Below are 22,636 nucleotides of genomic sequence, written 5' to 3'. Positions count from 1 at the left end.
TATGATTTATCAATATAAGTTCGAAAAGATCCTTACCATAAAAGAAAAAGAAAAAAGAGATGCGCTTTCTAAATATAATACTGCTCTAAAAAAATTTGAAGAAGTAGCTGGTAAATTATATAAATTTTTTAAGAAAAAAGAGGACTTGGTGGCATTTCAACAGGAAAAGCTCAAAAATGGTCTGTCGATTCAAGAAATTCGCCATCACCAGTTGTTTATGGACAATCTTGAAAAGCTCATAAGCATCAGCCAGGAGGAAGTCATTGAAGCCCGCTATGAAATGAATGTCCTGCAAGATGTATTAATGGAAAGAAATATTGAAGTGAAGAAGTACGAGAAAATGAAAGAAAACGATTTTCATAAATTCTTGGATATCATCAAGGAAGATGAGAATAGACAAATGGATGAAATATCTATCCGGCAATTCTTAAGCAAAGGGCATTAGGTGATAGAATGCGTAAAAAAGGTAAACAAACTGGAATAGATGAATTAGAAGAGGATAAGATTGGTAAATTTCAATGGTTTCTTGTCATCTTTATCCCTTTGGTTTTTGCGCTAATTGTTGCGCTAATTGTTTTTACTGTCGCTGGCGTTAATGTGATGGATAAGGCTAAGGAGATGACCGCTAAAATACCCTTAACTGATTTATTACAAAAGGAAGAGGAAAAAGCAAACCCACCGCAGGAAATGGGGAAGGATTCAAAAAGATTGGCGAAACTAGAAACTGAAATTAAAGACAAGGAAGAGGAGATTGAGAAACTAGAAAGCATTATTGATACGCGTGACAAAGCTTTCCAAAAGGCAGAGGCAGAGAAACAGCAACTACAAGCTGAATTGAATCAACTAAAAGAAAGTCAAGATGGAAGTAAACAGGCATTGAAGGATATCATACGTACTTATGAAACGATGGCACCTAAAAAGTCAGCGCCAATCATTTCAGAGATGAATGATGAAGATGCCCTGAAGATTTTGGCAAGTATGAAAGCTGATACATTAGCAAAGGTATTGGAACAGATGGCAACCTCAGATGCTGCCAGATTTACGAAGAAACTGACGGATCAAAGTTCCTAAGTACATGAAGGGAGGTGATTATAATGAACATGTCCATTCATTCCATTCTGTCTTTGAAAATGCAGAATCCAACTGTCCCGTTAAGTCAAAGCAAAGAATCAAATGCTAGGTTTGGTTCTATCTTAGAAACGGCAGTAAGTGCAGGGGAAGAAATGAATCCGCCATTGGAGTCAGAGTCTATTATTCTTTCGGAAGATGCGTTGACCGCTATAAAAGATTTACTGGACTTCCTGAAAATGACCAGTTTGAGCGACCTGGACATAGAATCAGCTGTATCGGAGGGGGAGACCTTAATTAACGGTTCATCCTATTCAGACAATATACTTTTACAGGTGCTGCAAGGTCTTAGCGGCAATGATGAAAGGACTCTTGACGAATTTTTTGCGAGCATAGAAGAATTGGAGCTGGATAACGCTCAGGAAGAGACGGCACTAGATTCCCAAAGTCTTCTCGGAGCTAATGTCATGGGTCTATTGACAATTGTAAAACAGATTGCAACATCGATTGAAGAAGAGTGGCAACAGCTCCCGATAGAAGGTACGGCAAACTTGCTTAAGCTGGTGAAACTCCAAGGGCTTCTATCTGAAAATAAAGATATATCACAGGATGAAGCGGTCATACAGAAGCAAGTAAAAAATTTGCTTGAAGGCATCTACGGTAAGCTGGAAAAATGGGTTTCTAATATCGATCAGAAAACAAGCAGTGTTGCCAGCTTTTCGGCAATAGTGGATAGAGGTCAAGAAATGGTGAAGAACACATTCAACCAGTTTATAAGCCATGAAAGTGACAGTGTAAAACAGAGATTAAGCCTTCCATTACAATTAACCAGGCCAGGACATTTCACTTTGACTAATGCGAAGCTTGCAGAAGGAACCGAAAGTATCAGCAGTACCTTTCCTACCTTAGATTCGGAGTCCAGTACTACACAGGGTACGAACATTCCTGTTGAACCAAACAGAAAACAAGAGCAGACTGCTTTATTCTTTGCAAAAAATGGACAGGGAGCCAAAGGAAAGGATAATAATTTTACAGTTTTAGATACAAGCAGAAGCAGTATAAGTGAAAGTAGCCAGGAAAACCAAGTGAATGAAAAACCAGAACCGGCAAATCTATTATCTGTCAAAAATGTTAAAGCCGAAATGCAAGCAGCCATCAATGAGCTCACTTTACCCTCTACAGACAGTCCTGAACAAGGGAATAATTTTTCCAATATGATTCCTAAGGCGGAACAGTTAGTATTCACTGCAACCAAGGGAGGGCAGTCTGTCAGCCAGGAGGAGTTTATCAAGCAATTTGAAAATATTTTGAATAAAGCCAATTTCAATGCTTCAAACGGAGTCAATAAACTAATGATCAGGCTGAATCCTGAACATTTAGGGGCGCTTCGAATCGAATTGATTCAAAAAGATGGATTGTTGACTGCAAAAATATTAGCGACTACAGCACAGGCGAAAGATATGTTGGATAGCCAGCTTAATACACTGAAACAAGCCTTGGGCGGCCAGCAGATGAATATTGAAAGAATCGAGATAACGCAGGCTTTTAGTGCTTTTGATTCCGAGAAATTCAACGAAAAAGAATCTGAAGAACAAAACAGAAAGCAACAGCAAAATAAAAAGGAAAGCGGCGAGGAATCGGAAAATGAATTTTCGGGCTCACTGGCTGATGCCTTGATTAATCTAGAAGTGTAGGTGAAGAGATGACAAGTATTGATACGTCGCTATTATTATCAAACTATCAAACAGAAACAAGGAAAACAGGTGATTCACTAGGGAAAGACGATTTCCTTAAATTATTGATCACCCAGCTGCAAAATCAGGATCCATCGAGCCCAATGGATAATACGGAATTCATAGCCCAGATGGCTACTTTCTCGTCACTTGAGCAGATGGTGAATATTGGGACCAAACTTGATGAAATGATGGAAATGAATCAACAATCGAGCTTGATGAACTACAATTCTTTCATTGGCAAAGAAGTTACATGGCACAAGTTGGATGATGGTGATGAAAACAACCTTGCCATTGAAGAGGGAAGGGGTGTCGTCAATACGATACAATTCAAGGATGGCGGTGTGTATTTCATCTTGGAGGATGGAACAAAACTTGTACCCGCCAACATTTCTGAACTTAGACAACCCGGTTCTGGTTCTTCAGAATCAAGCGGCTTAGCATCAGCAAGCGAATTAATCGGCAAACAAGTCACTTGGAATGATGAAAGAAATGGAGAACAGACAGCAACGGTCACTTCTGTTTCCTTAAATAACGGAAAAATGCAATATGAAGTGAATGATGATGCTGGTACGAAACTGTCCGTGGATCAGCTGATCAAAATAGCTGGCGTTTGAGGAACGATAGGATGGAGAACTTAAGCTTTAAAGCAAATCCTGCACAGATGGTCGCTGTGACAAAGGTTCCACTCAAAGAAAAGAAAACAATTCAGCAAGGATTTCAGCAGCATTTTGAGACAGCAGTAGAATCTGACAGCAAGATCACGCTCAGTAAGCATGCCAAATGGAGGATGGATCAAAGAAAAATCGAAATAAATTCGCAAACTTGGGACCAAATAGCCGATAAAGCAAAAGAGGCCAAAAAGAAGGGTGTGACTGAATCACTGGTCATCACCAGTAATGTGGCTCTCGTCATTAGTACAAAGAATAACAGAGTAATTACGGTCATGGACAGAGAGGAAGCTTCTTCTCAAATTTTCACAAATATTAATGGAACAATTATTTTAGAATAAGGGCCGGACCTCTTAGAGGAAGCTCTCGGCTGCGGAATGACTGAAGCAGCCTAATACGAAAGGGGAACAATTAATATGCTTCGTTCAATGTATGCAGGAATAAGCGGGTTAAAGAATTCACAGACCAAACTTGACGTTATCGGTAATAATGTCGCCAATGTCAACACATACGGTTTTAAGAAAGGGCGGGTTACATTCAGTGACGCCATGAGCCAAACACTCTCGGGACCAAGTGGTCCTACAGCAAACCAAGGTGGCGTAAACGCTAAACAGATTGGTCTGGGGTCGACAATTTCCACAATTGACACGATTCACAGTCAATCCAGTATCCAAACGACTGGAAGAGACCTCGATTTAGCGATATCAGGAGATGGATATTTTGTAGTGAAAAAAGGAGAAAGAGAATATTATACACGAGCTGGGAATTTTTATTTGGATGCTGAAGGGACTCTTGTAGATTCAAGTGGTGCAAAAGTGCAAGGTAAGGACGGTGATATAAAAATTGAAAGTGAAACGTATGTAAGTTTCACTATAAGCCAATCGGGCGAAATTATAGGAGTTCCAGCAGAGGGTGCTAGTGATGTAATTGCACAGCTATCTATAGCACGATTCGCTAATACAGCCGGTTTAATTAAATCTGGGGGGAGTAACTTTGAAACGTCTGTAAACTCAGGTGAACCAGTTTATGGATATGCTGGAGAAGAGGGACGTGGGATTATTGCAACGGGAACACTGGAAATGTCCAATGTCGATTTATCCGAGGAATTCACTGAAATGATTGTAGCGCAGCGTTCTTTTCAGTCCAATTCTAAGATTATCACAACTTCCGATGAAATCCTGCAGGAATTACTAAACTTAAAACGTTAAGGGAGGGAGGAGCCAGGTGCTGATTTGCTCTGGCTCCTACATATTATTATTAAAGTGACAAGGCTGAATGGCAAAAGATTTCATATAAATGCATTGTACATAGATACGGTCGAATCCCTACCGGATACGACCATTACTTTTACAAATGGCAAGAAGATTGTCGTGCTTGAGAAAGAAGAGGAACTGATTCAGGCTATCATTCAATTTTACCGTTCCGTTAACGTTCTTGGATTTCAAAAAGATGGGGAGGAGAGAGTATGAAAAAAAAGCTATTGACGATTATATTGATTATGCTTGTTGCGATAACCCTGGTTGGCGTCATAGCAGTAGTGGTTGTTACGAAGTTATCTGACCCCACATCGGCAGAGGACAAGCCAAGTATAGATGAAATTGTTAAATCTTCTGTGGAAATTCCGGAGATTACGACGAATCTAGCGGGCAATGATTATATTAAAATATCATTTATGGTCCAGACAGATAGTAAAAAGGCTAAAGAAGAACTCGAAAAAAGGAATTTTCAAGTGAAAAATATCATTATAACCGAGCTTTCCGAAATGAAGGCAACAGAATTGACAGGTAAAAAGGGCAAGGAAAAACTTCAGAATACATTAAAGACTAAAATTAATGAATTAATGGAAGAAGGAAAAGTTGAAAAGGTTTATATAACCTCCTCGATCCTTCAATAAGAACATCCTGACTTCATTAAATAAGAAGGGGAAGTTTTGGAGGTGAATGATAATGTCCGGGGAAATATTATCGCAAAATGAAATTGATGCACTACTATCAGCGATTTCTACAGGAGAAATGGATGCAGATGATTTAAAGAAAGAAGAAATAGAAAAAAGGGTGAAAGTGTACGACTTCAAGAGAGCGCTCCGGTTCTCGAAAGACCAAATCAGGAGTTTGACACGCATCCATGACAATTTCGCAAGGTTATTGACAACCTACTTTTCAGCGCAGCTAAGAACCTATGTTCAAATTTCGGTCGCTTCCGCTGACCAAATCCCTTATGAAGAATTTATACGGTCCATCCCCAAAATGACGATTTTGAATGTATTCGAGGTCCCACCTTTGGATGGTCGCATCATACTGGAGGTCAACCCGAATATTGCGTATTCCATGATGGACCGGGTGTTGGGCGGCAGGGGCGTCAGTGCAAATAAAGTTGACAGTCTAACGGAAATCGAAACGAAAATCATGTCAAACCTCTTTGAGAAGGCTTTTGAAAATTTACAGGAAGCCTGGGAGACGATTGTCGAAATCGACCCGGTGATGACGGAATTCGAAGTGAATCCGCAGTTCTTACAGCTAGTTTCACCTAATGACACAGTAGTGGTCATTTCGTTGAATACCCAGATTGGTGAAACAAGCGGAATGATCAATATATGTATACCGCACGTCGTTTTAGAACCGATTATACCAAAGTTATCTGCTCATTACTGGATGGAAACTTCCCAAAAAGAAAGACTACCTGAGGAAATCAAGGTCTTGGAAATGCGTATCAGGAATTCAGACCTCCCAATCATTTCCGAACTTGGAACCACTGATATTACCATACAGGATTTTCTGCTTCTTGATGTAGGTGATGTTATCGATTTAAATCAGGCAATCGATCAACCTTTATTAATTAAAGTTGGAGGAATTCCAAAATATAGTGGGCAACCAGGCAAAGTAGGTAAAAAACATGCCATCCAGATTCTTGATATTTTGAAAGGGGGAGACGAAGATGGTAAGTGACGAAATGCTTTCACAAGACGAAATAGATGCCCTTTTAAAAGGTACAGACGATACAGATGAAGAGGTAAGCTCGCTTCCCATTGCTGATTATTTATCAGCAATGGAACTGGATGCACTCGGTGAAATCGGGAATATCTCTTTCGGAAGCTCAGCAACTGCATTATCTACCTTATTGAACCAAAAGGTGGATATCACGACTCCGACTGTTACCATCATTGAAAAGGGTAAGATAGCAGAGGAGTTTCCACAGCCATATGTGGCCATCCAAGTAAGGTATACGGAGGGTTTTTCCGGTATCAATATGCTTGTTATCAAGCAAAGTGATGCAGCCATCATCGCCGATTTGATGTTGGGTGGTGATGGATTAAGTCCTTCGGATATGCTAGGTGAAATCCAATTAAGCGCGGTCCAGGAAGCAATGAATCAAATGATGGGGTCCGCCGCTACGTCAATGTCGACCATTTTCAGCAAAAAGGTTGATATTTCTCCACCTAGCATAGATTTACTCAATTTTTTGAACGGCGAAGGCGAGGACGCCATCCCGAACGAAGATCTATTTGCAAAAATTTCGTTCCGGTTGCGCGTCGGTGATTTAATTGATTCCAGCATCATGCAGTTATTGCCTTTAGAGTTCGCTAAGGGATTGGTCGATGAACTATTGAATGGTACCGGAGATAGTGAACCTGCCGAAATTCCAAAGGAAATGGAACAGGTGGCCAAAAATCAGCCACAGAGCATTCCGACACAAGCGACTGTTCAATCACAGATGCCGATTACGAACCAATCAGCCCATGATCCATATGCACAAATGCCTTATCAGGCACAACAACAGACTTATCAAATGCCCAATGAACCTCAGCATTTTGGTTCACCAAGTGCATCCAATGGAAAGCCTGTAAATATCCAACCAGCTAGTTTCACAAGTTTTCAGCCTTATCAACTTCAAGAATCGGAAACGAAGAACCTAAGCATGCTGATGGACATTCCTCTTCAAGTAACGGTAGAGCTTGGCAGGACAAAGCGTTCGGTCAAGGAAATCCTGGAGTTATCATCCGGTTCTATCATTGAATTGGATAAACTGGCTGGGGAACCTGTTGATATTCTTGTAAACAGCCGGTTAATCGCAAAAGGTGAAGTTGTTGTCATTGATGAAAACTTTGGAGTTCGAGTTACTGATATTATGAGTCAGACCGACCGATTAAAAAAAATTAGATAAAATTTGGGGGAAGAAACAAAATGGCAAATAGAATATTAATTGTAGACGATGCAGCATTTATGAGAATGATGATCAAGGACATCCTTTCTAAAAATGGCTTTGAGATTGTCGGAGAAGCGGCAGATGGAGCCCAAGCAGTTGAGAAATATAAAGAAACGCACCCGGATCTTGTAACGATGGATATAACGATGCCTGAAATGGATGGAATTACCGCATTAAAGGAAATTAAAAAGGTAAATCCTCAAGCCAAGGTCATCATGTGCTCTGCAATGGGCCAACAAGCGATGGTCATTGATGCCATTCAAGCGGGAGCCAAAGATTTCATTGTAAAACCGTTCCAAGCGGATCGCGTATTGGAAGCCATAAATAAAGCACTAAGCTAACTAAGAGGGTGTCTTCATATTGTTTGCTTTAAAAAAATGGCTTCAAGTTTCATTAGCGCTAGTCATTGTGTTTTGCGGGGCCATTCAGGCCCATGCACAAGATCAGGATGACACAGTAAAGAATTTTTTTGAGCCAGAAAATTCAAAAACGGATAAAACCGATAAATCAAAAGAATCTCTTTCTACCAATTCCCAATCTACCGATGAAGCAACGAATCCTGAAAAAGTAGGAATTACTGGATGGGAGTTCCTCAGGATGATTCTTGCGACCATTTTTGTGGTCGTGCTGCTTTATATAGTTTTAAGATTTGTAGGAAAGAAAAGCAAAACGTATCAAAAAGCCAATTCGGTTGAGAATCTGGGAGGTACGAGTCTCGGGGCAAACCGCTCCGTACAGCTTGTAAAAGTCGGAGGAAGGATTCTAGTCGTAGGGGTTGGTGAAAACATCCAACTTTTAAAGGAAATAGATGATCCAAAAGAATATGAACAGCTGATAGAAGATTACAATGGGAAAATAGACCAGATGATCCAGCCAAGAGATCTTGTGGAAAAAATGAAAGGCAAATGGCTGAAAAAGGATGAAAATGAGACTAATAGTTTTTCCTCGGAGTTCAAAAATCAGCTCGAGAAAATGTCTAAAAGCAGGAAGAAGCTGTTAAAAGAACTTGATAGGAAAGGAAGAGACAAAGAATGAATGAGTTCATGGAGTTCTTTAACAACAGTGATCCCACTAGCGTCTCTACTTCCGTCAAGTTAGTTCTTTTGCTAACCGTTTTATCTCTTGCTCCGAGCATATTGATTTTAATGACGTGTTTTACGAGGATCATCATCGTACTCAGTTTTGTGAGGACTTCGCTGGCGACGCAACAGATGCCGCCGAACCAGGTACTGGTCGGCTTGGCTCTTTTCATGACTTTTTTCATCATGGCTCCCACTTTCCAGGAAGTGAATGAGAAGGCATTGACTCCTTTATTTAATGAAGAAATTGATTTGGAAGAGGCGTATGAGCAAGCAGCGATTCCTTTTAAGGAATTTATGAGCGCTCATACGAGACAGAAAGACCTGGCCTTATTTCTTGACTATGCCCAGGTAGAAAAGCCAAAAACGATACAGGATATCCCCTTGACTGCCTTTGTTCCAGCATTTGCAATCAGTGAAATTAAAACGGCCTTTCAAATAGGATTCATGATTTTCATTCCATTTTTAGTGATAGATATGGTCATTGCCAGCGTCCTGATGTCAATGGGGATGATGATGTTACCGCCGGTCATGATTTCCCTCCCATTCAAGATCCTTCTCTTCATTCTTGTTGATGGTTGGTATTTAGTAGTGAAGTCGTTATTACAGAGTTTTTAAGCAGGTGAGAAAAGATGAGTGCAGATTATGTGATTGATGTAGCAGAAAAAGGGATTTATATGGTGTTGATTATTGCGGGTCCGTTGATGTTGATAGCTCTTGTGGTCGGGTTATTAGTAAGTATCTTTCAGGCGACCACTCAGATTCAGGAGCAGACATTGGCCTTCGTTCCGAAAATTGTGGCTGTTTTATTGGCGCTTATTTTATTGGCCCCATGGATGCTCAGTCATCTATTATCATACGCCAATGATATATTCGGTAATTTGAATCGATTTGTAGGTTAGGGCATGGAGGAAATATTCCCTTACTTTCCTGCTTTTTTATTAATAGTAGTCAGGGTTACCACCTTTTTCGTGGCCATGCCGATTTTTTCGTATCGATCAATTCCGATACAGCACAGAATCGGGTTAGGGGTTTTCCTGGCTTGGATCATTTACTATACCATCGATGCCCCGGTTCTGGATTTGGATGTGACTTTTTATTTATTGATCATGAAGGAAGCACTTGTAGGACTTTTCATTGGGTTTGCTGCTTATATGATCTTGTCTGCGGTCCAAATTGCCGGTGGGTTAATCGATTTTCAACTGGGCTTTTCGATAGCAAATGTCATCGATCCACAAACAGGAGCACAAAGTCCCTTGATGGGACAATATTTATACACGATAGCCCTATTGTTTCTATTAAGCACCAATGGTCATCATTTACTACTGGATGGAATCTTTTATAGCTATCAATTTATCCCGATTGACCAATTGTTCGTCCCGTTCGGCGACCAAACAATAATTGAGTACTTGGCCAAGGCGTTTAGTAAAGCATTTATGATTGCCTTTCAAATGGCAATCCCAGTAGTGGGGAGCATATTTTTAGTGGATGTCACGCTTGGTATCCTAGCAAGGACCGTTCCTCAACTAAATGTTTTTGTTGTCGGCATCCCTGTGAAAATCATCGTGGGTTTAGCGATTGTCATCATAGTCATGGGAATGATGATGACGGTTGTGTCACAGTTATTTAACTTCATGCTCCTGACGATGCGTCAGTTAATGCAGCTGATCGGGGGCTTATGACAATGGAATGGATACAACTGGATTTACAGTTTTTCGCCGGTGAAAAAACGGAAAAGGCAACCCCAAAAAAACGTCAGGATTCAAAGAAAAAAGGGCAAGTTGCCAAAAGCCAGGATGTCAACACCTCAGTTAATTTAATAACTGTATTCTCAGTGTTGCTGTTGATGGGACCCTATATGTACAATCATTTACTCTCCCTTATGAAGAAATACCTACAGAACTTCACGATGGCTGATTTCAGTGAAGAGGGGATGCAAGTCATTTTGCTCGAAATTCTTGTAGAGATGGGACTTGTTCTGGGTCCTGTTTTTCTGGCAGCAGTGGTAGCAGGGATTTTGGCCAATGTGATGCAAATCGGTTTTATGTTTTCTACGGAATCAATTCAGTTCAAGCTCGAAAAGCTGGACCCCATTAAAGGGTTTAAACGAATTTTTTCCATGAGGGCAATTGTTGAATTATTGAAATCCATTCTTAAAATATCATTTGTTGGTTTTGTTGCTTTTTATGTACTTTGGAACCGTATGGAAGAGATCATGATTTTATCACAGATATCTGTGGCAGATGCAATGGCAACATTGGCGGATATTACGATTAAAGTAGGGTATTATGCTGCCGTGGCTTTATTGTTCATTGCACTATTGGACTATATGTATCAAAAATATGACTTTGAAAAAAACATCCGCATGTCTAAGCAAGATATTAAGGATGAATATAAAAATTCTGAAGGCGACCCGCTCATTAAATCTAAGATCAGGCAAAAGCAACGTCAGATGGCTGCCCAGAGAATGATGCAGGAAGTGCCGAATGCGGACGTTGTCATTACAAACCCCACGCATTTTGCCATTGCTCTAAAATATGATGAAAATGAAGCGGAAGCTCCCTTTGTCGTGGCGAAGGGTGTGGATTTTGTTGCTCAGAAGATTAAATATATCGCAAAAGAAAATGATGTCGTCATGGTGGAAAATCGGCCTTTGGCAAGATCGTTATATGATCAAGCCGAAGTGGGACAAGCGATACCGGAAGAGTTTTTTAAGGCAGTCGCTGAAATACTGGCCTTTGTATATAAAACGAAAGGCAAGCTTTAAAAGGTAGGTTGTTACCTGTTAGTTAGGAGAGAAAAACATGCGAGCAAGAGATTTGGTTGTTATATCGAGTGTCATCATGATTGTCGCCATGTTGGTCATACCATTACCAACTTGGTTATTAAGTATTTTACTTCTTTTAAATATATCTCTTGCGCTGTTGGTTCTATTGACTACGATGAATATGAAAGAGCCGCTTGAGTTTTCAATCTTTCCGTCGCTGCTCTTATTATTAACCCTTTTCAGACTTGGATTGAATGTGTCCACGACTCGTGCCATTTTGACGTATGGAGATGCTGGCGGTGTCGTTGAAACCTTTGGCTCCTTTGTGGTTGGAGGGAATGTGCTTGTCGGTTTAGTGGTATTTATAATCTTGGTCATCATCAATTTCATTGTCATCACGAAAGGGTCCGAAAGGGTATCTGAAGTAGCGGCAAGGTTTACGCTGGATGCGATGCCTGGGAAACAGATGGCCATTGACGCCGATTTGAACGCTGGGATGATCTCTGAAGGCGAAGCACGTACAAGGCGAGAAAAAATTAGCAACGAAGCCGATTTCTATGGATCCATGGACGGAGCGAGCAAGTTCGTAAAAGGTGATGCCATAGCAGGTATAATCATTGTCATCATCAACTTGATTTTTGGGATGATCATCGGTGTCATGCAATTGGACATGAGCTTTGGCGAATCAGCCGTCCATTTTTCGATGTTATCGGTGGGCGATGGAATCGTCAGCCAAGTGCCGGCATTACTGATTTCAACGGCTACAGGGATTGTCGTGACTCGTGCGGCTTCTAATGGCAATTTAGGCGCGGATATCGTTGAGCAGTTATTTCAATTTCCTAAAATGCTTTACTTGACTGCAGCAACAATTTTCCTCCTGGGATTATTCACCCCCATATCGGATATATTCACAATGCCGATTGCTGCTTTGTTGGTTCTGGGGGGATATGTCATTTCCAAAACACCACAACCTGATGAAAGTGAAATCCAGGAGATGGAAGAAGTATTGGAAACGGACGAGATGAAAAGTCCTGAAAGCGTCGTAAACCTTTTGAGTGTCGACCCCATAGAATTTGAGTTTGGCTATGGACTAATCCCCCTTGCCGATACGAATCAGGGAGGAGACCTTCTCGATCGGGTTGTCATGATCCGCAGACAGCTGGCAATCGAAATGGGTCTGATTATCCCAGTGGTTCGGATTCGGGATAATATCCAGTTGAATCCTAATGAGTATCGCTTGAAAATCAAGGGAAGTGAAATTGCCAACGGAGAATTACTTTTGAACCACTATTTAGCCATGAGTCCTGGCATAGAGGACGATACAATAGAAGGAATCGATACGGTTGAACCGTCATTCGGTCTGCCTGCTAAATGGATTACGGAAGACATGAAAGAGCATGCGGAAATGATGGGCTATACCGTGGTGGATCCTCCGAGTGTGGTTTCCACGCATTTAACGGAAGTTATCAAAGCTAATGCTCATGAACTTTTGGGCAGGCAGGAAACGAAACAATTAATCGATCATCTACGAGAAACATCGCCGATTCTCGTCGAGGAGGTCACCCCGAATCCATTATCGATTGGGGATGTCCAAAAGGTATTGGCAAAACTATTGAAAGAAAAAGTTTCGATAAGGAACTTACCAATCATTTTTGAAACGCTTGCTGATTATGGAAAGTTATCTACTGATACCGATTTGCTCACTGAATATGTAAGGCAGAATTTAGCGAGACAAATTACGAACTCCTTTATTTCAGGGGAAAACCGGATAAAAGTCATTACTTTATCGGGAAAAGTGGAGAAGGCGATTGCAGATGCGGTACAACAAACTGAACATGGTAACTTTTTATCGCTCGATCCTACTGTATCCCAGTCGATTCTAGAGGCGATTGCTAGTAAATTGGAGGAGCTGACTTTGATGGATCATCAACCGATTGTGCTTTGCTCCCCAGCTGTACGTATGTACGCTCGACAATTGACAGAACGTTATTTTCCCAATGTACCGATTCTTTCTTACAATGAACTCGAATCAAATGTAGAAGTACAAAGTGTAGGGGTGGTGAATATTGATTGAGGATAAAGAAATATATGGCACCTTCCATGTCTGAAGCCATGAAGCAGATACGACAAGAGTTAGGCAGTGAAGCGGTCATTTTAAGTTCGAAAGCGGTATACAAGGGTGGTTTTCTAGGGTTGTTCAAGAAAAGGAATATTGAAGTCATGGCCGCCATCGATCCCGTTTCACAGCCCTCCCAACCTGTAACTAAACAAAAAGAGAAAAAGCTGCCTGTAAAACCGGCACTTGAGAGTTCTATAGTGAAAATCAATGAACCGGCTGCACCAAAACAAAACAACCGGGGAGATGTTGAACTGTTAAAGGAAATTGAAGGGTTAAAAGGGATGATAAGAAATATACAAATCCCATCACACGCTCATTATCCGGAGAAATTACAACAGGTTTATGAGTATCTTATCGAACAGGATGTCAATACAGTTATCCGCTCACAAATCATGGACGAGCTCCTTGATAAATGGTTTGCTACTAAAGAGGATTCTACTGATGAAGAAATTAAAAACTGGCTAGAAGCATCTTTATGTAAACTAGTGGATCAGGTACCGAATGGAAGGCCCGGCCTACAGAAGAAATATATTAATATTGTAGGTCCGACAGGTGTTGGCAAGACAACAACTTTAGCCAAGGTAGCAGCAGAGACCATGCTGAAGCATGATAAGAAGGTAGCTTTCATTACAACCGACACGTATAGGATAGCTGCTATCGATCAGTTGAAGACATATGCAAAGATTCTAAACGTTCCAATCGAAGTGGCTTATAACTTGGAAGATTTCAAAAAAGCCACAGAACGCTTTTCTCATTATGATTATGTTTTTATCGATACAGCTGGAAGGAATTTTCGCAATCCGCAGTATGTTAAAGACCTAGGGGAAATCATCCACTTCACAGATGAGATGGAAACGTACTTAGTGCTTTCATTGACTTCGAAGCAAAAGGACATGGAAGATATTTATCGACAGTTCACGACGATTCCGATTAAGCAGGTCATTTTTACGAAAGCGGATGAAACGTCTACTTTTGGTTCGATCTTTAATTTTATTCACACTCATAAATTGGGGGTAGCTTATATAACAAATGGACAAAATGTGCCAGATGATATTGAAAAAGCAACTTCATCCAATTTATTGAAGATGGTTCTTGGAGCTAAAGATTATGAAAGATCAAGCTGAAAACCTAAGAAGGAGACTGGAATTGCAAAAAAACCATTCAATGGCCAAGACACTTGCCATCTTGAGTGGAAAAGGTGGAGTCGGTAAATCCAACTTTTCTTTGAACTTTGCCATTTCCTTGTCGAAACTGGGAAAAAAGGTATTGTTGTTCGATATGGATATTGGAATGGGTAATATAGATATCTTATTTGGGCAGCATTCTCCATATAGCATCGTTGATTTTTTTGAAGATGGTCTAAGCTTGAAAGAGATTATGACCACAGGACCGGAACAAATTTCCGTAATAACAGGTGGAACGGGGCTGACCCACCTTTTTACTTTAGATGAAGATAAATATGCACGTTTTACTGATGAATTTGGTTCTCTGCTAGAGAGTTATGATTATATATTGTTTGATATGGGGGCAGGTATCACACAGGATTCCGCAAAATTCCTTTTGTGTGTGGATGAGTTAATCATCATCACAACCCCAGAACCGACTTCTGTGATGGATGCTTACTCTACGATGAAATACATTCATTCAGTAAATGATGAGATTCCATTTTTTCTCGTTTGCAATAGAGTGTTCACGAAAAAGGAAGGGAAAGAAACGATGATCAGACTTCAAAATGCCCTGAGAAAATTCCTTGGAGCGGAGATGGTTTCACTTGGCTATCTCCCCGATGATAGGTCCGTTTCCAAAGCGGTTTCCAAGCAGATTCCTTTTATCCTTTCTTATCCTGATGCGGCTGTTTCCAAATCTCTAATCGAGGTTGTATCTAGATATGTAAATCATGGCTTAGGTGAAGAATCAATTATACAAAAAAGTAATTTCCTGCAAAATATGAAACGATATTTTCTTGGAAAGTAGGTTTCCTTATATGGAAAAGGTTAAAGTGTTGATAGTGGATGATTCCGCGTTTATGAGGAAGCTGATTTCTGAACTTTTAGCAGAAGATAATAGAATGGAAATCATTGGTACGGCCAGGAACGGTAAAGATGCTTTATTAAAAATAAAATCGCTGAAACCGGATGTCGTCACCTTGGATATTGAAATGCCGGTTATGGATGGATTAGAAGCGTTAAACCGGATTATGGAAGAATGTCCGACAGCAGTGGTCATGCTATCAAGCACGACGAAGGAAGGGACGGAAAGTACATGTATTGCCATGCAGAGTGGCGCCATTGACTTTATTGCTAAGCCTTCAGGGGCTATTTCACTGGATTTGCATAAAATTAAGGAAGAACTATGTGAGAAAGTTATGGCAGCCAGCCTTGCAAATGTTCACAAACTACAAAAAAGTGCGATAAATGTTGAAAGAAACCCATCATACTGGAAAAAATATAGTAAAATAGAATCAAAAGAAATTAACGATATTGATAATGATATGAAAAAATGGTTCCATGGCAATAAAAAGATTGTAGTTATTGGTACATCGACAGGAGGACCAAGGGCTTTGCAGACAGTATTGACGGGTCTCCCGGAAAATATCGATGCCCCTATTTTGATTGTCCAGCATATGCCTCCCAGCTTCACGAAATCCTTAGCCGATAGGCTCAATTCATTATCGAGGATACGGGTAAAGGAAGCGGAAGATGGGGAGTTGATTCAAAAAGGAGTAGCTTATATCGCTCCGGGGGGCTTCCATTTCAAAGTGAAAAAAGTTGGTTTGAGCCTTGCGGTAGAATTGGATCAATCCGAGCAGCGAAATGGGCACCGTCCTTCGGTGGATGTGCTTTTCGAATCAGTAAGTGAAATAGCGGAATTTGCAAAAATAGCTGTTGTCATGACTGGAATGGGTATGGATGGTTCAAGCGGACTTACCAAGTTGAAAAGAACTGGTCCCTTAAAGGCAATAGCAGAGTCACAGGAGACGTCAATTGTCTTTGGAATGCCAAAGGCGGCAATTGCTACCAATTTAATAGATAGCATAGAGGATGTAGATAAAATAGCAAAAGCCATAATTGGCTATTGCTAACATACGGGGGTGGAGATTGTATGGATATGAATCAGTATTTAGAGGTATTTATTGAAGAAAGTAAAGAACATCTTCAAACGTGTAGTGAACAGCTGTTGGTACTTGAGAAGAACCCGGAGGATCTTTCGATAGTCAATGAGATTTTTCGTTCCGCACATACTTTAAAAGGTATGTCGGCTACAATGGGCTATGAGGATTTAGCTAATTTGACCCATAAAATGGAAAATGTTCTAGACGCGATCCGGAACAGCAAAATTATCCTAACTCCTGAACTGTTCGACGTAATATTCTTGGCGGTGGATGACCTAGAAGCAATTGTCATGTCGATTGCTGAAGGCGGAGATGGCAAACGTGATGTGACGAACGTGGTGCAAAAATTGCAACAAATCGAAAAAGGTGAATCACTGGTTATCCCTACAATTAATGAAACGGCAGCAGCATCTCCCGTTCTAGAAACAATGGAACAAGCAACGATGGGCGAATATGACGAATTCGAAATGACTGTTTTGCAGCAATCCAAGGAACAAGGATTTAAAAGCTATGAAATTTCAATCAGCTTACGTGACGACTGCCTTTTAAAAGCTGCAAGAGTGTTTATGGTGTTTGAAGTTCTTGAAAAGTCAGGTGAGGTGATAAAATCGAATCCACCCGCTGAACTTTTGGAGGAAGAACAATTTGATCAGAAATTCACGGTTACATTGGTGACCAATGAATCGATTGAAGAGACCAAGAAAAAAATCATGAAGGTTTCAGAAGTGGATGTCGTCGAAATAACAGCCCTAAATCTGGAAGAACTACGTCATGCTGCAAATATTAAAGAGGAAAAAAAAGCGGCCGATAAAAAGCCTCAGGAAGGTACGGACCAGTCACCTTCAATCAATGAGGCTAAAGAAACAAAAAAAGCGGTCAAGCATGCTCCAAGCAAGACCATTCGGGTAAATATCGAGCGGCTAGATATATTAATGAACTTATTTGAAGAACTAGTTATCGATAGAGGAAGGTTAGATCAAATTTCAAGCGATTTGGATAACCAGGAACTGCACGAAACTGTGGAAAGAATGTCTCGCGTAACAAGCGATTTGCAAACGATTGTGTTGAACATGCGCATGGTTCCTGTCGAAACGGTATTCAACCGTTTTCCGAAAATGGTACGCCAATTAGCGAGGGATTTAAATAAAAAGGTAGATTTAGAGATTATCGGCGCTGAAACTGAATTGGACCGAACGGTCATTGATGAAATTGGCGACCCACTCGTTCATTTATTAAGAAACGCGATGGATCATGGAGTGGAGACACCTGAAAAGCGTCTTTCTAAGGGGAAAAATGAAGTAGGGAAGATTCTATTAAAGGCCTATCATAGCGGTAACCATGTGTTCATTGAAATTGAAGATGATGGAGCTGGTATTAATAAAGAACGGGTTTTAAGTAAAGCCCTTTCCAATGGAATACTAACGAAGGAGACCGCCGCAACACTATCGGATAAGCAAATTTATGAATTGATTTTCGCTTCAGGTTTCTCCACAGCCGATACCATTTCGGATGTATCTGGCCGTGGCGTAGGTTTGGATGTCGTGAAGAACACAATAGAATCACTGGGCGGATCGGTAACAATCGACTCTAAGGAGAATGAAGGGTCCATTTTTCTCATACAACTTCCTTTGACGTTATCTATCATTTCCGTCATGTTAGTTGAAATTCAACAGGAGAAATATGCAATCCCTCTTTCTTCTATTATAGAGACAGCCATTATAAGAAAAGAAGATATTATGAATGCCCATAATCAACAAGTGATCGACTTTAGAGGAAAAGTGCTGCCACTCCTGTTCCTAAAGGACATTTTTGAAGTGCCCGTACAAAACGAAGAAGAAGAGTTTCTTTCAATCGTTATAGTCAGGAAAGGCGAAAAAATGGCGGGACTTGTAGTGGATTCCTTTATAGGGCAACTTGAAATCGTCTTGAAGTCATTAGGTAATTATTTATCGACTGCATTTGCTATATCTGGAGCTACTATTTTAGGCGATGGTCAAGTAGCCTTGATTGTCGATTGCAATGCATTGATTCACTGACCATTTTAATATATAGATTCGCTACAATCCTTCCTACCATTTGATTACTGGAGACCCTTTGGAAACAAGGGTCAATGGATGAACAGTAGATATGGTTGAGGGGTAAAAAGAGGAGGGTAATTGAATGTCGACCACAAGTCCTGTTCAAGATATAAAAGTAATCGTGTTTCAAATCAAAGACAAAGAATATGCGATTCCGGTGGATAAAGTAAGTGGAATAGAAAAGCTTTTGCATATAACAAGGGTGCCCAAGGCCGTTCCATTTGTTAAAGGTGTGATTAATTTAAGGGGTGTGATTACCCCCATTATTGATTTAAGAGTCCGTTTCGGTTTTGAAGAGGTTGAATATAACGATTCAACGAGGATCATCATTGTTGTCCTTGATGACATCGAAGTAGGGTTGATTGTCGATTCAGCCAATGATGTGCTTGACATTCCTGTCGAGAGCATTGAGCCTCAGCCGGAAGTTGTCGGTCATTTAGCTTCTGAATATATCAGCGGTGTCGCAAAAATTGAAAAACGTTTGCTTGTATTGGTGAATTTGGAGAAGGCCTTAAGTCTCGAAGCAAATGAAATCGTGAGAAAAGAAGGATAAAGGGATGTCATTTATTGATAAAATCAACCCCATCCACCTTGATATCCTCAAAGAAATTGGGAATATTGGGGCGGGACATGCTGCTACTGCACTCTCTGCCATTCTTAATAAAAAAATAGATATGAATGTTCCTAATGTCCGGGTAGTTTCCTTTGATGAAATGATGGAATTGGCAGGGGGAGCAGAACATGTTGTGGCTAGTGTCTTTTTGCGAATTGAAGGAGATGCCACTGGAAGCATGATTTTTATCCTTTCATTACCTGTAGCTGAATATTTCATTCAACAGATGATAGGGGATGAAACCTTCTCCATTGATAAACCACAGCATTCTGAATTAGCTCTTTCTTGTCTACAGGAATTAGGGAATATCTTGTCGGGATCCTATCTTTCTTCTTTATCGGATTTTACTAAGTTGAATATATATCCATCGGTTCCTTCATTGAATATCGATATGGTGGGAGCAACTATCAGTTATGGATTACTGGAATTATCACAAGTAAGTGATTCTGCTATTGTGATAGATACCGTCCTAGCGCAGAATGAGAGGTTTGCTGAATCTATCAATGGCCATTTCTTTTTACTGCCCGATCCTGATTCCTTTGATACTATTTTTGCTGCCCTGGGAGTGACAATAAATGGTTGAATTATTGCAATTCCAAGTTGTTAAAGTGGGGATAGCGGATATGAATACTGTAAAACCTCCTTGTTCGATTCGCACTTCAGGGCTTGGTTCATGCGTAGGGGTCGTCATTTATGATGAGAAAAGAGAGATTGCCGGTTTGGCGCATGTCATGTTGCCGGATTCTTCACTTGCTAAGTCTGGTCAGATTAATCGGGCCAAGTTTGCCGATACAGCCGTAAAGGAATTGGTGAATCGTCTGGTGAAGGAAGGAGCAAGGCCTGCTTTCTTAAAAGCAAAGCTGGCTGGAGGTGCACAAATGTTTCAATTTGCCTCTGGGGGGGATTTAATGAGAATAGGACCCCGAAATGTTGAAGCTGTCCGGAAAGAATTGGCTGATTTACGAATACAGGTCGTTTCGGAGGACGTCGGCGGGAACAGTGGTAGGACGATAGAATTCAATGTGACAAAGTGCATGCTTAATATCCGGACAGTAAATAAAGGGACTAGAAATATTTAATTGGGAAGATGAAATTTGCGCAGCCGGAAAGTGACGGGAACACTGCAATCAAAATATTGTTGCACCTAGAGCCTTCGAGGACCGTTTTGATTACAAAACGTAAACAATGTTAGGAGGAAATCCCATGTCTCAACTGACTATCGAAGAAGAACAGTTATGCTGGAAAAATTGGGTCGATTGCAGGGACCCGCAAGCAGGGGACGTTTTGGTGAAGAAATATGTTCCGCTTGTATCTTACCATGTCCAACGTATTTCAGTCAGCCTTCCTAGGAATGTCAGTCGTGATGACATTAGGAGCTTAGGGATGATGGGCTTATTTGATGCCTTGGAGCGCTTTGATCCAAAGCGTGATCTGAAATTTGACACATATGCTTCATTCCGGATCCGTGGGGCCATATTGGATGGTTTAAGGAAAGAGGATTGGCTACCGCGGAGTGCGAGGGATAAAGCGAAAAAAATCGATTCAGCTATTGAAAAATTGGAACAAAAATATATGCGGAACCTTACACCAAAGGAAATTGCATTTGAATTAAATATTCCGGAAGATGAAGTATATGCTGCACTTAACGAGCATTTCTTTGCCAATGTTTTATCCATGGATGAAAATCCTCAAGAACAGGATGACAAAGAAAAAACGAATTTCCATATTAAAGATGATAAAGCAGACCTGCCTGAAGAGAATGTTCTAAGACAAGAATTGTATGCAGAGCTAGCAAAGGTCATAGAAACACTAAATGAGAAAGAACAGTTGGTATTGCAACTTTTTTATAAAGAAGAACTTACGCTGACGGAAATTGGACAAGTGATGAGTCTTTCCACATCAAGAATATCGCAAATTCACTCAAGGGCGATATTTAAACTTAGACATGCTATGCAGGATAAAAAAAGTTAACCCATATTTTTATTTAGTGTCATGCTTCGAGGCATGCTCTATGAGAAATGCATGGATTTATCATTTTGGATAGACCATTCCGAACATTTTGAATCCATGGGAAGAACATGTGTAACACAGGCAGTTATACAGAAGAATCACTATAGAAATATAGGGGTGGATGGCTGTGAGTTTAAAAGCAATCGAGATGCAAATTGCCCTTCCAAGAACCCAAGATGCCGGAAAGATCCAAGAACAACTTTTACAAAAAAATCTAATCCAACAGGATCATGCCACCCATCAAGGAAGAAAAGAAGAGGAACGAAAACAAACGACTGTAATGGGCGAGGAACAAAAGCTCCCAGCTCATTTTTATGAAAAGGAAGGCAGCGCGGATAAGGGTCCGTTTTTTAAACAGCGTAGGAAGAAAGACAATACGAGACAAACAACAGAGAATATAGATCCCCATCCCTATAAAGGAAAGAGTATCGACTATTCCGGTTAAGAGGAGGCACCATGTCAGTATTTTTTATGTTACTCCTTTTTAGTCTAAATATTTTCACGATTTTCACCGTTATTCTTTTGTATCTTAGACAAAATCGATTAAGTAAGCTAGAAAAGGAACAAAAAGCCACCATAATTGAAATGGAAGAACTACTAACAGGCTATCTAATGGAAATGAAGGAAGATAACGAAGCCTTGATAAAAGCTTTTACACAAACTGACGTCTTACCTAATGAGAAAAAGATAGAAGAGTCAGTAATAGTAAAAACAAGGCCACCTATAGAAAAGGAAGCAGAACTAGAAAAGGAATCATTCCCTGACTATAAAGAACCAAGTTTTAACGGGAAGAAATTGCAGGCTGCTAATGCTTATATGAACCAGACTGGAATAGAAGAAGAATTCAAGCCAGCCAATGAAGTGAAGGACAAGCTCGAACTTTCGGCAGAGGCCTCCATTTTAACCAAACAAGAGGCACGCGTGGAAAAAGATTTTTCAGCCATGCTACAGGATTCTTTAGAAGAATTATCATTAAATGAACAGGTAGACTATTTAGTGGAGCAAGGTCTTTCAATTGAAGATATCGCCAAAAAATTAAATAGGGGTCAAACGGAAATTGAGCTTTTATTAAAGTTCCGTATGGATAGATAAATAATGCTTGATTGTATCACCTGAGTATGATATATTATGAAATGGTGTTAATACACACGCCCGTGATTCTAGCAGATGGTGCTGTTTATAC

At 40.4% G+C, this 22,636-nt stretch carries 27 protein-coding genes; all 27 read left to right on the top strand.

What is annotated here, in order from left to right:
- Position 1 precedes the first annotated feature (1 nt).
- The gene (gene fliJ / locus ACIQXH_RS09040) at positions 2–445 is read left to right on the top strand and encodes a flagellar export protein FliJ (protein WP_403123173.1); all 444 of its coding nucleotides are present in this window, start codon (positions 2–4) and stop codon (positions 443–445) included.
- 8 nt (positions 446–453) lie between these two features.
- A complete protein-coding gene (locus ACIQXH_RS09035) occupies positions 454–1,071 on the top strand; it encodes a MotE family protein (RefSeq protein ID WP_403123171.1) in 618 nt (205 codons plus the stop codon).
- 23 nt (positions 1,072–1,094) lie between these two features.
- A complete protein-coding gene (locus ACIQXH_RS09030) occupies positions 1,095–2,762 on the top strand; it encodes a flagellar hook-length control protein FliK (protein ID WP_403123168.1) in 1,668 nt (555 codons plus the stop codon).
- An 8-nt stretch (positions 2,763–2,770) separates the two neighbouring features.
- Positions 2,771–3,418 (top strand): flagellar hook assembly protein FlgD, encoded by a 648-nt coding sequence (gene flgD, locus ACIQXH_RS09025; RefSeq protein WP_403123166.1) that lies wholly within the window; start codon positions 2,771–2,773, stop codon positions 3,416–3,418.
- A gap of 11 nt (positions 3,419–3,429) precedes the next feature.
- On the top strand, positions 3,430–3,813 hold the full coding sequence (locus ACIQXH_RS09020; RefSeq protein ID WP_403123163.1) for a TIGR02530 family flagellar biosynthesis protein: 384 nt from the start codon (positions 3,430–3,432) through the stop codon (positions 3,811–3,813).
- A gap of 75 nt (positions 3,814–3,888) precedes the next feature.
- Positions 3,889–4,680 (top strand): flagellar basal body rod protein FlgG, encoded by a 792-nt coding sequence (flgG, locus tag ACIQXH_RS09015; RefSeq protein WP_403123161.1) that lies wholly within the window; start codon positions 3,889–3,891, stop codon positions 4,678–4,680.
- Between the two features lie 45 nt (positions 4,681–4,725).
- Positions 4,726–4,941: a flagellar FlbD family protein gene (locus ACIQXH_RS09010; protein ID WP_403123270.1), complete on the top strand. Its 216-nt coding sequence runs from the start codon at positions 4,726–4,728 to the stop codon at positions 4,939–4,941.
- Positions 4,938–5,366 carry a flagellar basal body-associated protein FliL gene (gene fliL / locus ACIQXH_RS09005; protein WP_403123159.1) on the top strand — a complete coding sequence of 143 codons (429 nt, stop codon included), beginning with the start codon at positions 4,938–4,940 and terminating at the stop codon, positions 5,364–5,366. The genes ACIQXH_RS09010 and fliL overlap by 4 nt, the downstream gene beginning before the upstream one ends.
- A 52-nt stretch (positions 5,367–5,418) precedes the next feature.
- Entirely contained in the window at positions 5,419–6,417 is a 999-nt protein-coding gene (fliM, locus tag ACIQXH_RS09000; protein WP_403123157.1) for a flagellar motor switch protein FliM, read from the top strand.
- Positions 6,407–7,633 carry a flagellar motor switch phosphatase FliY gene (gene fliY, locus ACIQXH_RS08995; RefSeq protein WP_403123155.1) on the top strand — a complete coding sequence of 409 codons (1,227 nt, stop codon included), beginning with the start codon at positions 6,407–6,409 and terminating at the stop codon, positions 7,631–7,633. Before fliM ends, fliY begins: the two co-directional genes overlap by 11 nt.
- 20 nt (positions 7,634–7,653) lie before the next feature.
- Positions 7,654–8,016, top strand: coding sequence for a chemotaxis protein CheY (cheY, locus tag ACIQXH_RS08990; RefSeq protein ID WP_063231856.1), 363 nt, complete (start codon positions 7,654–7,656; stop codon positions 8,014–8,016).
- A gap of 19 nt (positions 8,017–8,035) precedes the next feature.
- The gene (locus ACIQXH_RS08985; RefSeq protein WP_403123153.1) at positions 8,036–8,710 is read left to right on the top strand and encodes a flagellar biosynthetic protein FliO; all 675 of its coding nucleotides are present in this window, start codon (positions 8,036–8,038) and stop codon (positions 8,708–8,710) included.
- Positions 8,707–9,372 carry a flagellar type III secretion system pore protein FliP gene (gene fliP, locus ACIQXH_RS08980; protein ID WP_403123151.1) on the top strand — a complete coding sequence of 222 codons (666 nt, stop codon included), beginning with the start codon at positions 8,707–8,709 and terminating at the stop codon, positions 9,370–9,372. The genes ACIQXH_RS08985 and fliP overlap by 4 nt, the downstream gene beginning before the upstream one ends.
- Positions 9,373–9,386: 14 nt before the next feature.
- Entirely contained in the window at positions 9,387–9,656 is a 270-nt protein-coding gene (gene fliQ / locus ACIQXH_RS08975) for a flagellar biosynthesis protein FliQ (protein WP_402868351.1), read from the top strand.
- Between the two features lie 3 nt (positions 9,657–9,659).
- Positions 9,660–10,436, top strand: coding sequence for a flagellar biosynthetic protein FliR (gene fliR, locus ACIQXH_RS08970; RefSeq protein ID WP_403123148.1), 777 nt, complete (start codon positions 9,660–9,662; stop codon positions 10,434–10,436).
- Positions 10,437–10,438: 2 nt separating this feature from the next.
- Entirely contained in the window at positions 10,439–11,521 is a 1,083-nt protein-coding gene (gene flhB, locus ACIQXH_RS08965; protein WP_402868355.1) for a flagellar biosynthesis protein FlhB, read from the top strand.
- A 37-nt stretch (positions 11,522–11,558) separates the two neighbouring features.
- Positions 11,559–13,595 carry a flagellar biosynthesis protein FlhA gene (gene flhA / locus ACIQXH_RS08960; RefSeq protein ID WP_402956325.1) on the top strand — a complete coding sequence of 679 codons (2,037 nt, stop codon included), beginning with the start codon at positions 11,559–11,561 and terminating at the stop codon, positions 13,593–13,595.
- On the top strand, positions 13,592–14,764 hold the full coding sequence (flhF, locus tag ACIQXH_RS08955) for a flagellar biosynthesis GTPase FlhF (protein WP_402956327.1): 1,173 nt from the start codon (positions 13,592–13,594) through the stop codon (positions 14,762–14,764). Before flhA ends, flhF begins: the two co-directional genes overlap by 4 nt.
- Positions 14,748–15,614: a MinD/ParA family protein gene (locus ACIQXH_RS08950; protein ID WP_402956329.1), complete on the top strand. Its 867-nt coding sequence runs from the start codon at positions 14,748–14,750 to the stop codon at positions 15,612–15,614. The genes flhF and ACIQXH_RS08950 overlap by 17 nt, the downstream gene beginning before the upstream one ends.
- A 10-nt stretch (positions 15,615–15,624) precedes the next feature.
- Positions 15,625–16,722, top strand: a complete 1,098-nt coding sequence (locus ACIQXH_RS08945) for a protein-glutamate methylesterase/protein-glutamine glutaminase (RefSeq protein WP_402956331.1) — start codon at positions 15,625–15,627, stop codon at positions 16,720–16,722.
- A 20-nt stretch (positions 16,723–16,742) separates the two neighbouring features.
- Positions 16,743–18,788 (top strand): chemotaxis protein CheW, encoded by a 2,046-nt coding sequence (locus ACIQXH_RS08940; RefSeq protein ID WP_402956333.1) that lies wholly within the window; start codon positions 16,743–16,745, stop codon positions 18,786–18,788.
- Between the two features lie 124 nt (positions 18,789–18,912).
- The gene (locus tag ACIQXH_RS08935; protein ID WP_402956335.1) at positions 18,913–19,383 is read left to right on the top strand and encodes a chemotaxis protein CheW; all 471 of its coding nucleotides are present in this window, start codon (positions 18,913–18,915) and stop codon (positions 19,381–19,383) included.
- A gap of 4 nt (positions 19,384–19,387) precedes the next feature.
- The gene (locus tag ACIQXH_RS08930) at positions 19,388–20,026 is read left to right on the top strand and encodes a chemotaxis protein CheC (RefSeq protein ID WP_402868368.1); all 639 of its coding nucleotides are present in this window, start codon (positions 19,388–19,390) and stop codon (positions 20,024–20,026) included.
- Entirely contained in the window at positions 20,019–20,522 is a 504-nt protein-coding gene (locus ACIQXH_RS08925; protein WP_403123145.1) for a chemotaxis protein CheD, read from the top strand. The genes ACIQXH_RS08930 and ACIQXH_RS08925 overlap by 8 nt, the downstream gene beginning before the upstream one ends.
- Positions 20,523–20,646: 124 nt before the next feature.
- Complete coding sequence (locus tag ACIQXH_RS08920) at positions 20,647–21,414, top strand: FliA/WhiG family RNA polymerase sigma factor (RefSeq protein WP_402868372.1); 768 nt, start codon at positions 20,647–20,649, stop codon at positions 21,412–21,414.
- Between the two features lie 166 nt (positions 21,415–21,580).
- Entirely contained in the window at positions 21,581–21,898 is a 318-nt protein-coding gene (locus tag ACIQXH_RS08915) for a hypothetical protein (protein WP_403123142.1), read from the top strand.
- A gap of 11 nt (positions 21,899–21,909) precedes the next feature.
- On the top strand, positions 21,910–22,545 hold the full coding sequence (locus ACIQXH_RS08910; protein WP_403123140.1) for a hypothetical protein: 636 nt from the start codon (positions 21,910–21,912) through the stop codon (positions 22,543–22,545).
- The last annotated feature ends 91 nt before the right edge of the window (positions 22,546–22,636 follow it).

It is taken from the genome of Peribacillus sp. NPDC097225, from assembly GCF_044761955.1.
In the GTDB taxonomy this organism is placed as follows: domain Bacteria; phylum Bacillota; class Bacilli; order Bacillales; family DSM-1321; genus Peribacillus.
This window is presented reverse-complemented; position numbering and strand designations above follow the sequence as displayed.

What these genes read in the sequence shown, in the direction of transcription:
- fliJ (WP_403123173.1), top strand. Translation starts at nt 2, where the DNA reads ATGATTTATCAATATAAGTTCGAAAAGATCCTTACCATAAAAGAAAAA.
- ACIQXH_RS09035 (WP_403123171.1), top strand. Translation starts at nt 454, where the DNA reads ATGCGTAAAAAAGGTAAACAAACTGGAATAGATGAATTAGAAGAGGAT.
- ACIQXH_RS09030 (WP_403123168.1), top strand. Translation starts at nt 1,095, where the DNA reads ATGAACATGTCCATTCATTCCATTCTGTCTTTGAAAATGCAGAATCCA.
- flgD (WP_403123166.1), top strand. Translation starts at nt 2,771, where the DNA reads ATGACAAGTATTGATACGTCGCTATTATTATCAAACTATCAAACAGAA.
- ACIQXH_RS09020 (WP_403123163.1), top strand. Translation starts at nt 3,430, where the DNA reads ATGGAGAACTTAAGCTTTAAAGCAAATCCTGCACAGATGGTCGCTGTG.
- flgG (WP_403123161.1), top strand. Translation starts at nt 3,889, where the DNA reads ATGCTTCGTTCAATGTATGCAGGAATAAGCGGGTTAAAGAATTCACAG.
- fliL (WP_403123159.1), top strand. Translation starts at nt 4,938, where the DNA reads ATGAAAAAAAAGCTATTGACGATTATATTGATTATGCTTGTTGCGATA.
- fliM (WP_403123157.1), top strand. Translation starts at nt 5,419, where the DNA reads ATGTCCGGGGAAATATTATCGCAAAATGAAATTGATGCACTACTATCA.
- fliY (WP_403123155.1), top strand. Translation starts at nt 6,407, where the DNA reads ATGGTAAGTGACGAAATGCTTTCACAAGACGAAATAGATGCCCTTTTA.
- cheY (WP_063231856.1), top strand. Translation starts at nt 7,654, where the DNA reads ATGGCAAATAGAATATTAATTGTAGACGATGCAGCATTTATGAGAATG.
- fliP (WP_403123151.1), top strand. Translation starts at nt 8,707, where the DNA reads ATGAATGAGTTCATGGAGTTCTTTAACAACAGTGATCCCACTAGCGTC.
- fliQ (WP_402868351.1), top strand. Translation starts at nt 9,387, where the DNA reads ATGAGTGCAGATTATGTGATTGATGTAGCAGAAAAAGGGATTTATATG.
- fliR (WP_403123148.1), top strand. Translation starts at nt 9,660, where the DNA reads ATGGAGGAAATATTCCCTTACTTTCCTGCTTTTTTATTAATAGTAGTC.
- flhB (WP_402868355.1), top strand. Translation starts at nt 10,439, where the DNA reads ATGGAATGGATACAACTGGATTTACAGTTTTTCGCCGGTGAAAAAACG.
- flhA (WP_402956325.1), top strand. Translation starts at nt 11,559, where the DNA reads ATGCGAGCAAGAGATTTGGTTGTTATATCGAGTGTCATCATGATTGTC.
- ACIQXH_RS08950 (WP_402956329.1), top strand. Translation starts at nt 14,748, where the DNA reads ATGAAAGATCAAGCTGAAAACCTAAGAAGGAGACTGGAATTGCAAAAA.
- ACIQXH_RS08945 (WP_402956331.1), top strand. Translation starts at nt 15,625, where the DNA reads ATGGAAAAGGTTAAAGTGTTGATAGTGGATGATTCCGCGTTTATGAGG.
- ACIQXH_RS08940 (WP_402956333.1), top strand. Translation starts at nt 16,743, where the DNA reads ATGGATATGAATCAGTATTTAGAGGTATTTATTGAAGAAAGTAAAGAA.
- ACIQXH_RS08935 (WP_402956335.1), top strand. Translation starts at nt 18,913, where the DNA reads ATGTCGACCACAAGTCCTGTTCAAGATATAAAAGTAATCGTGTTTCAA.
- ACIQXH_RS08930 (WP_402868368.1), top strand. Translation starts at nt 19,388, where the DNA reads ATGTCATTTATTGATAAAATCAACCCCATCCACCTTGATATCCTCAAA.
- ACIQXH_RS08925 (WP_403123145.1), top strand. Translation starts at nt 20,019, where the DNA reads ATGGTTGAATTATTGCAATTCCAAGTTGTTAAAGTGGGGATAGCGGAT.
- ACIQXH_RS08920 (WP_402868372.1), top strand. Translation starts at nt 20,647, where the DNA reads ATGTCTCAACTGACTATCGAAGAAGAACAGTTATGCTGGAAAAATTGG.
- ACIQXH_RS08910 (WP_403123140.1), top strand. Translation starts at nt 21,910, where the DNA reads ATGTCAGTATTTTTTATGTTACTCCTTTTTAGTCTAAATATTTTCACG.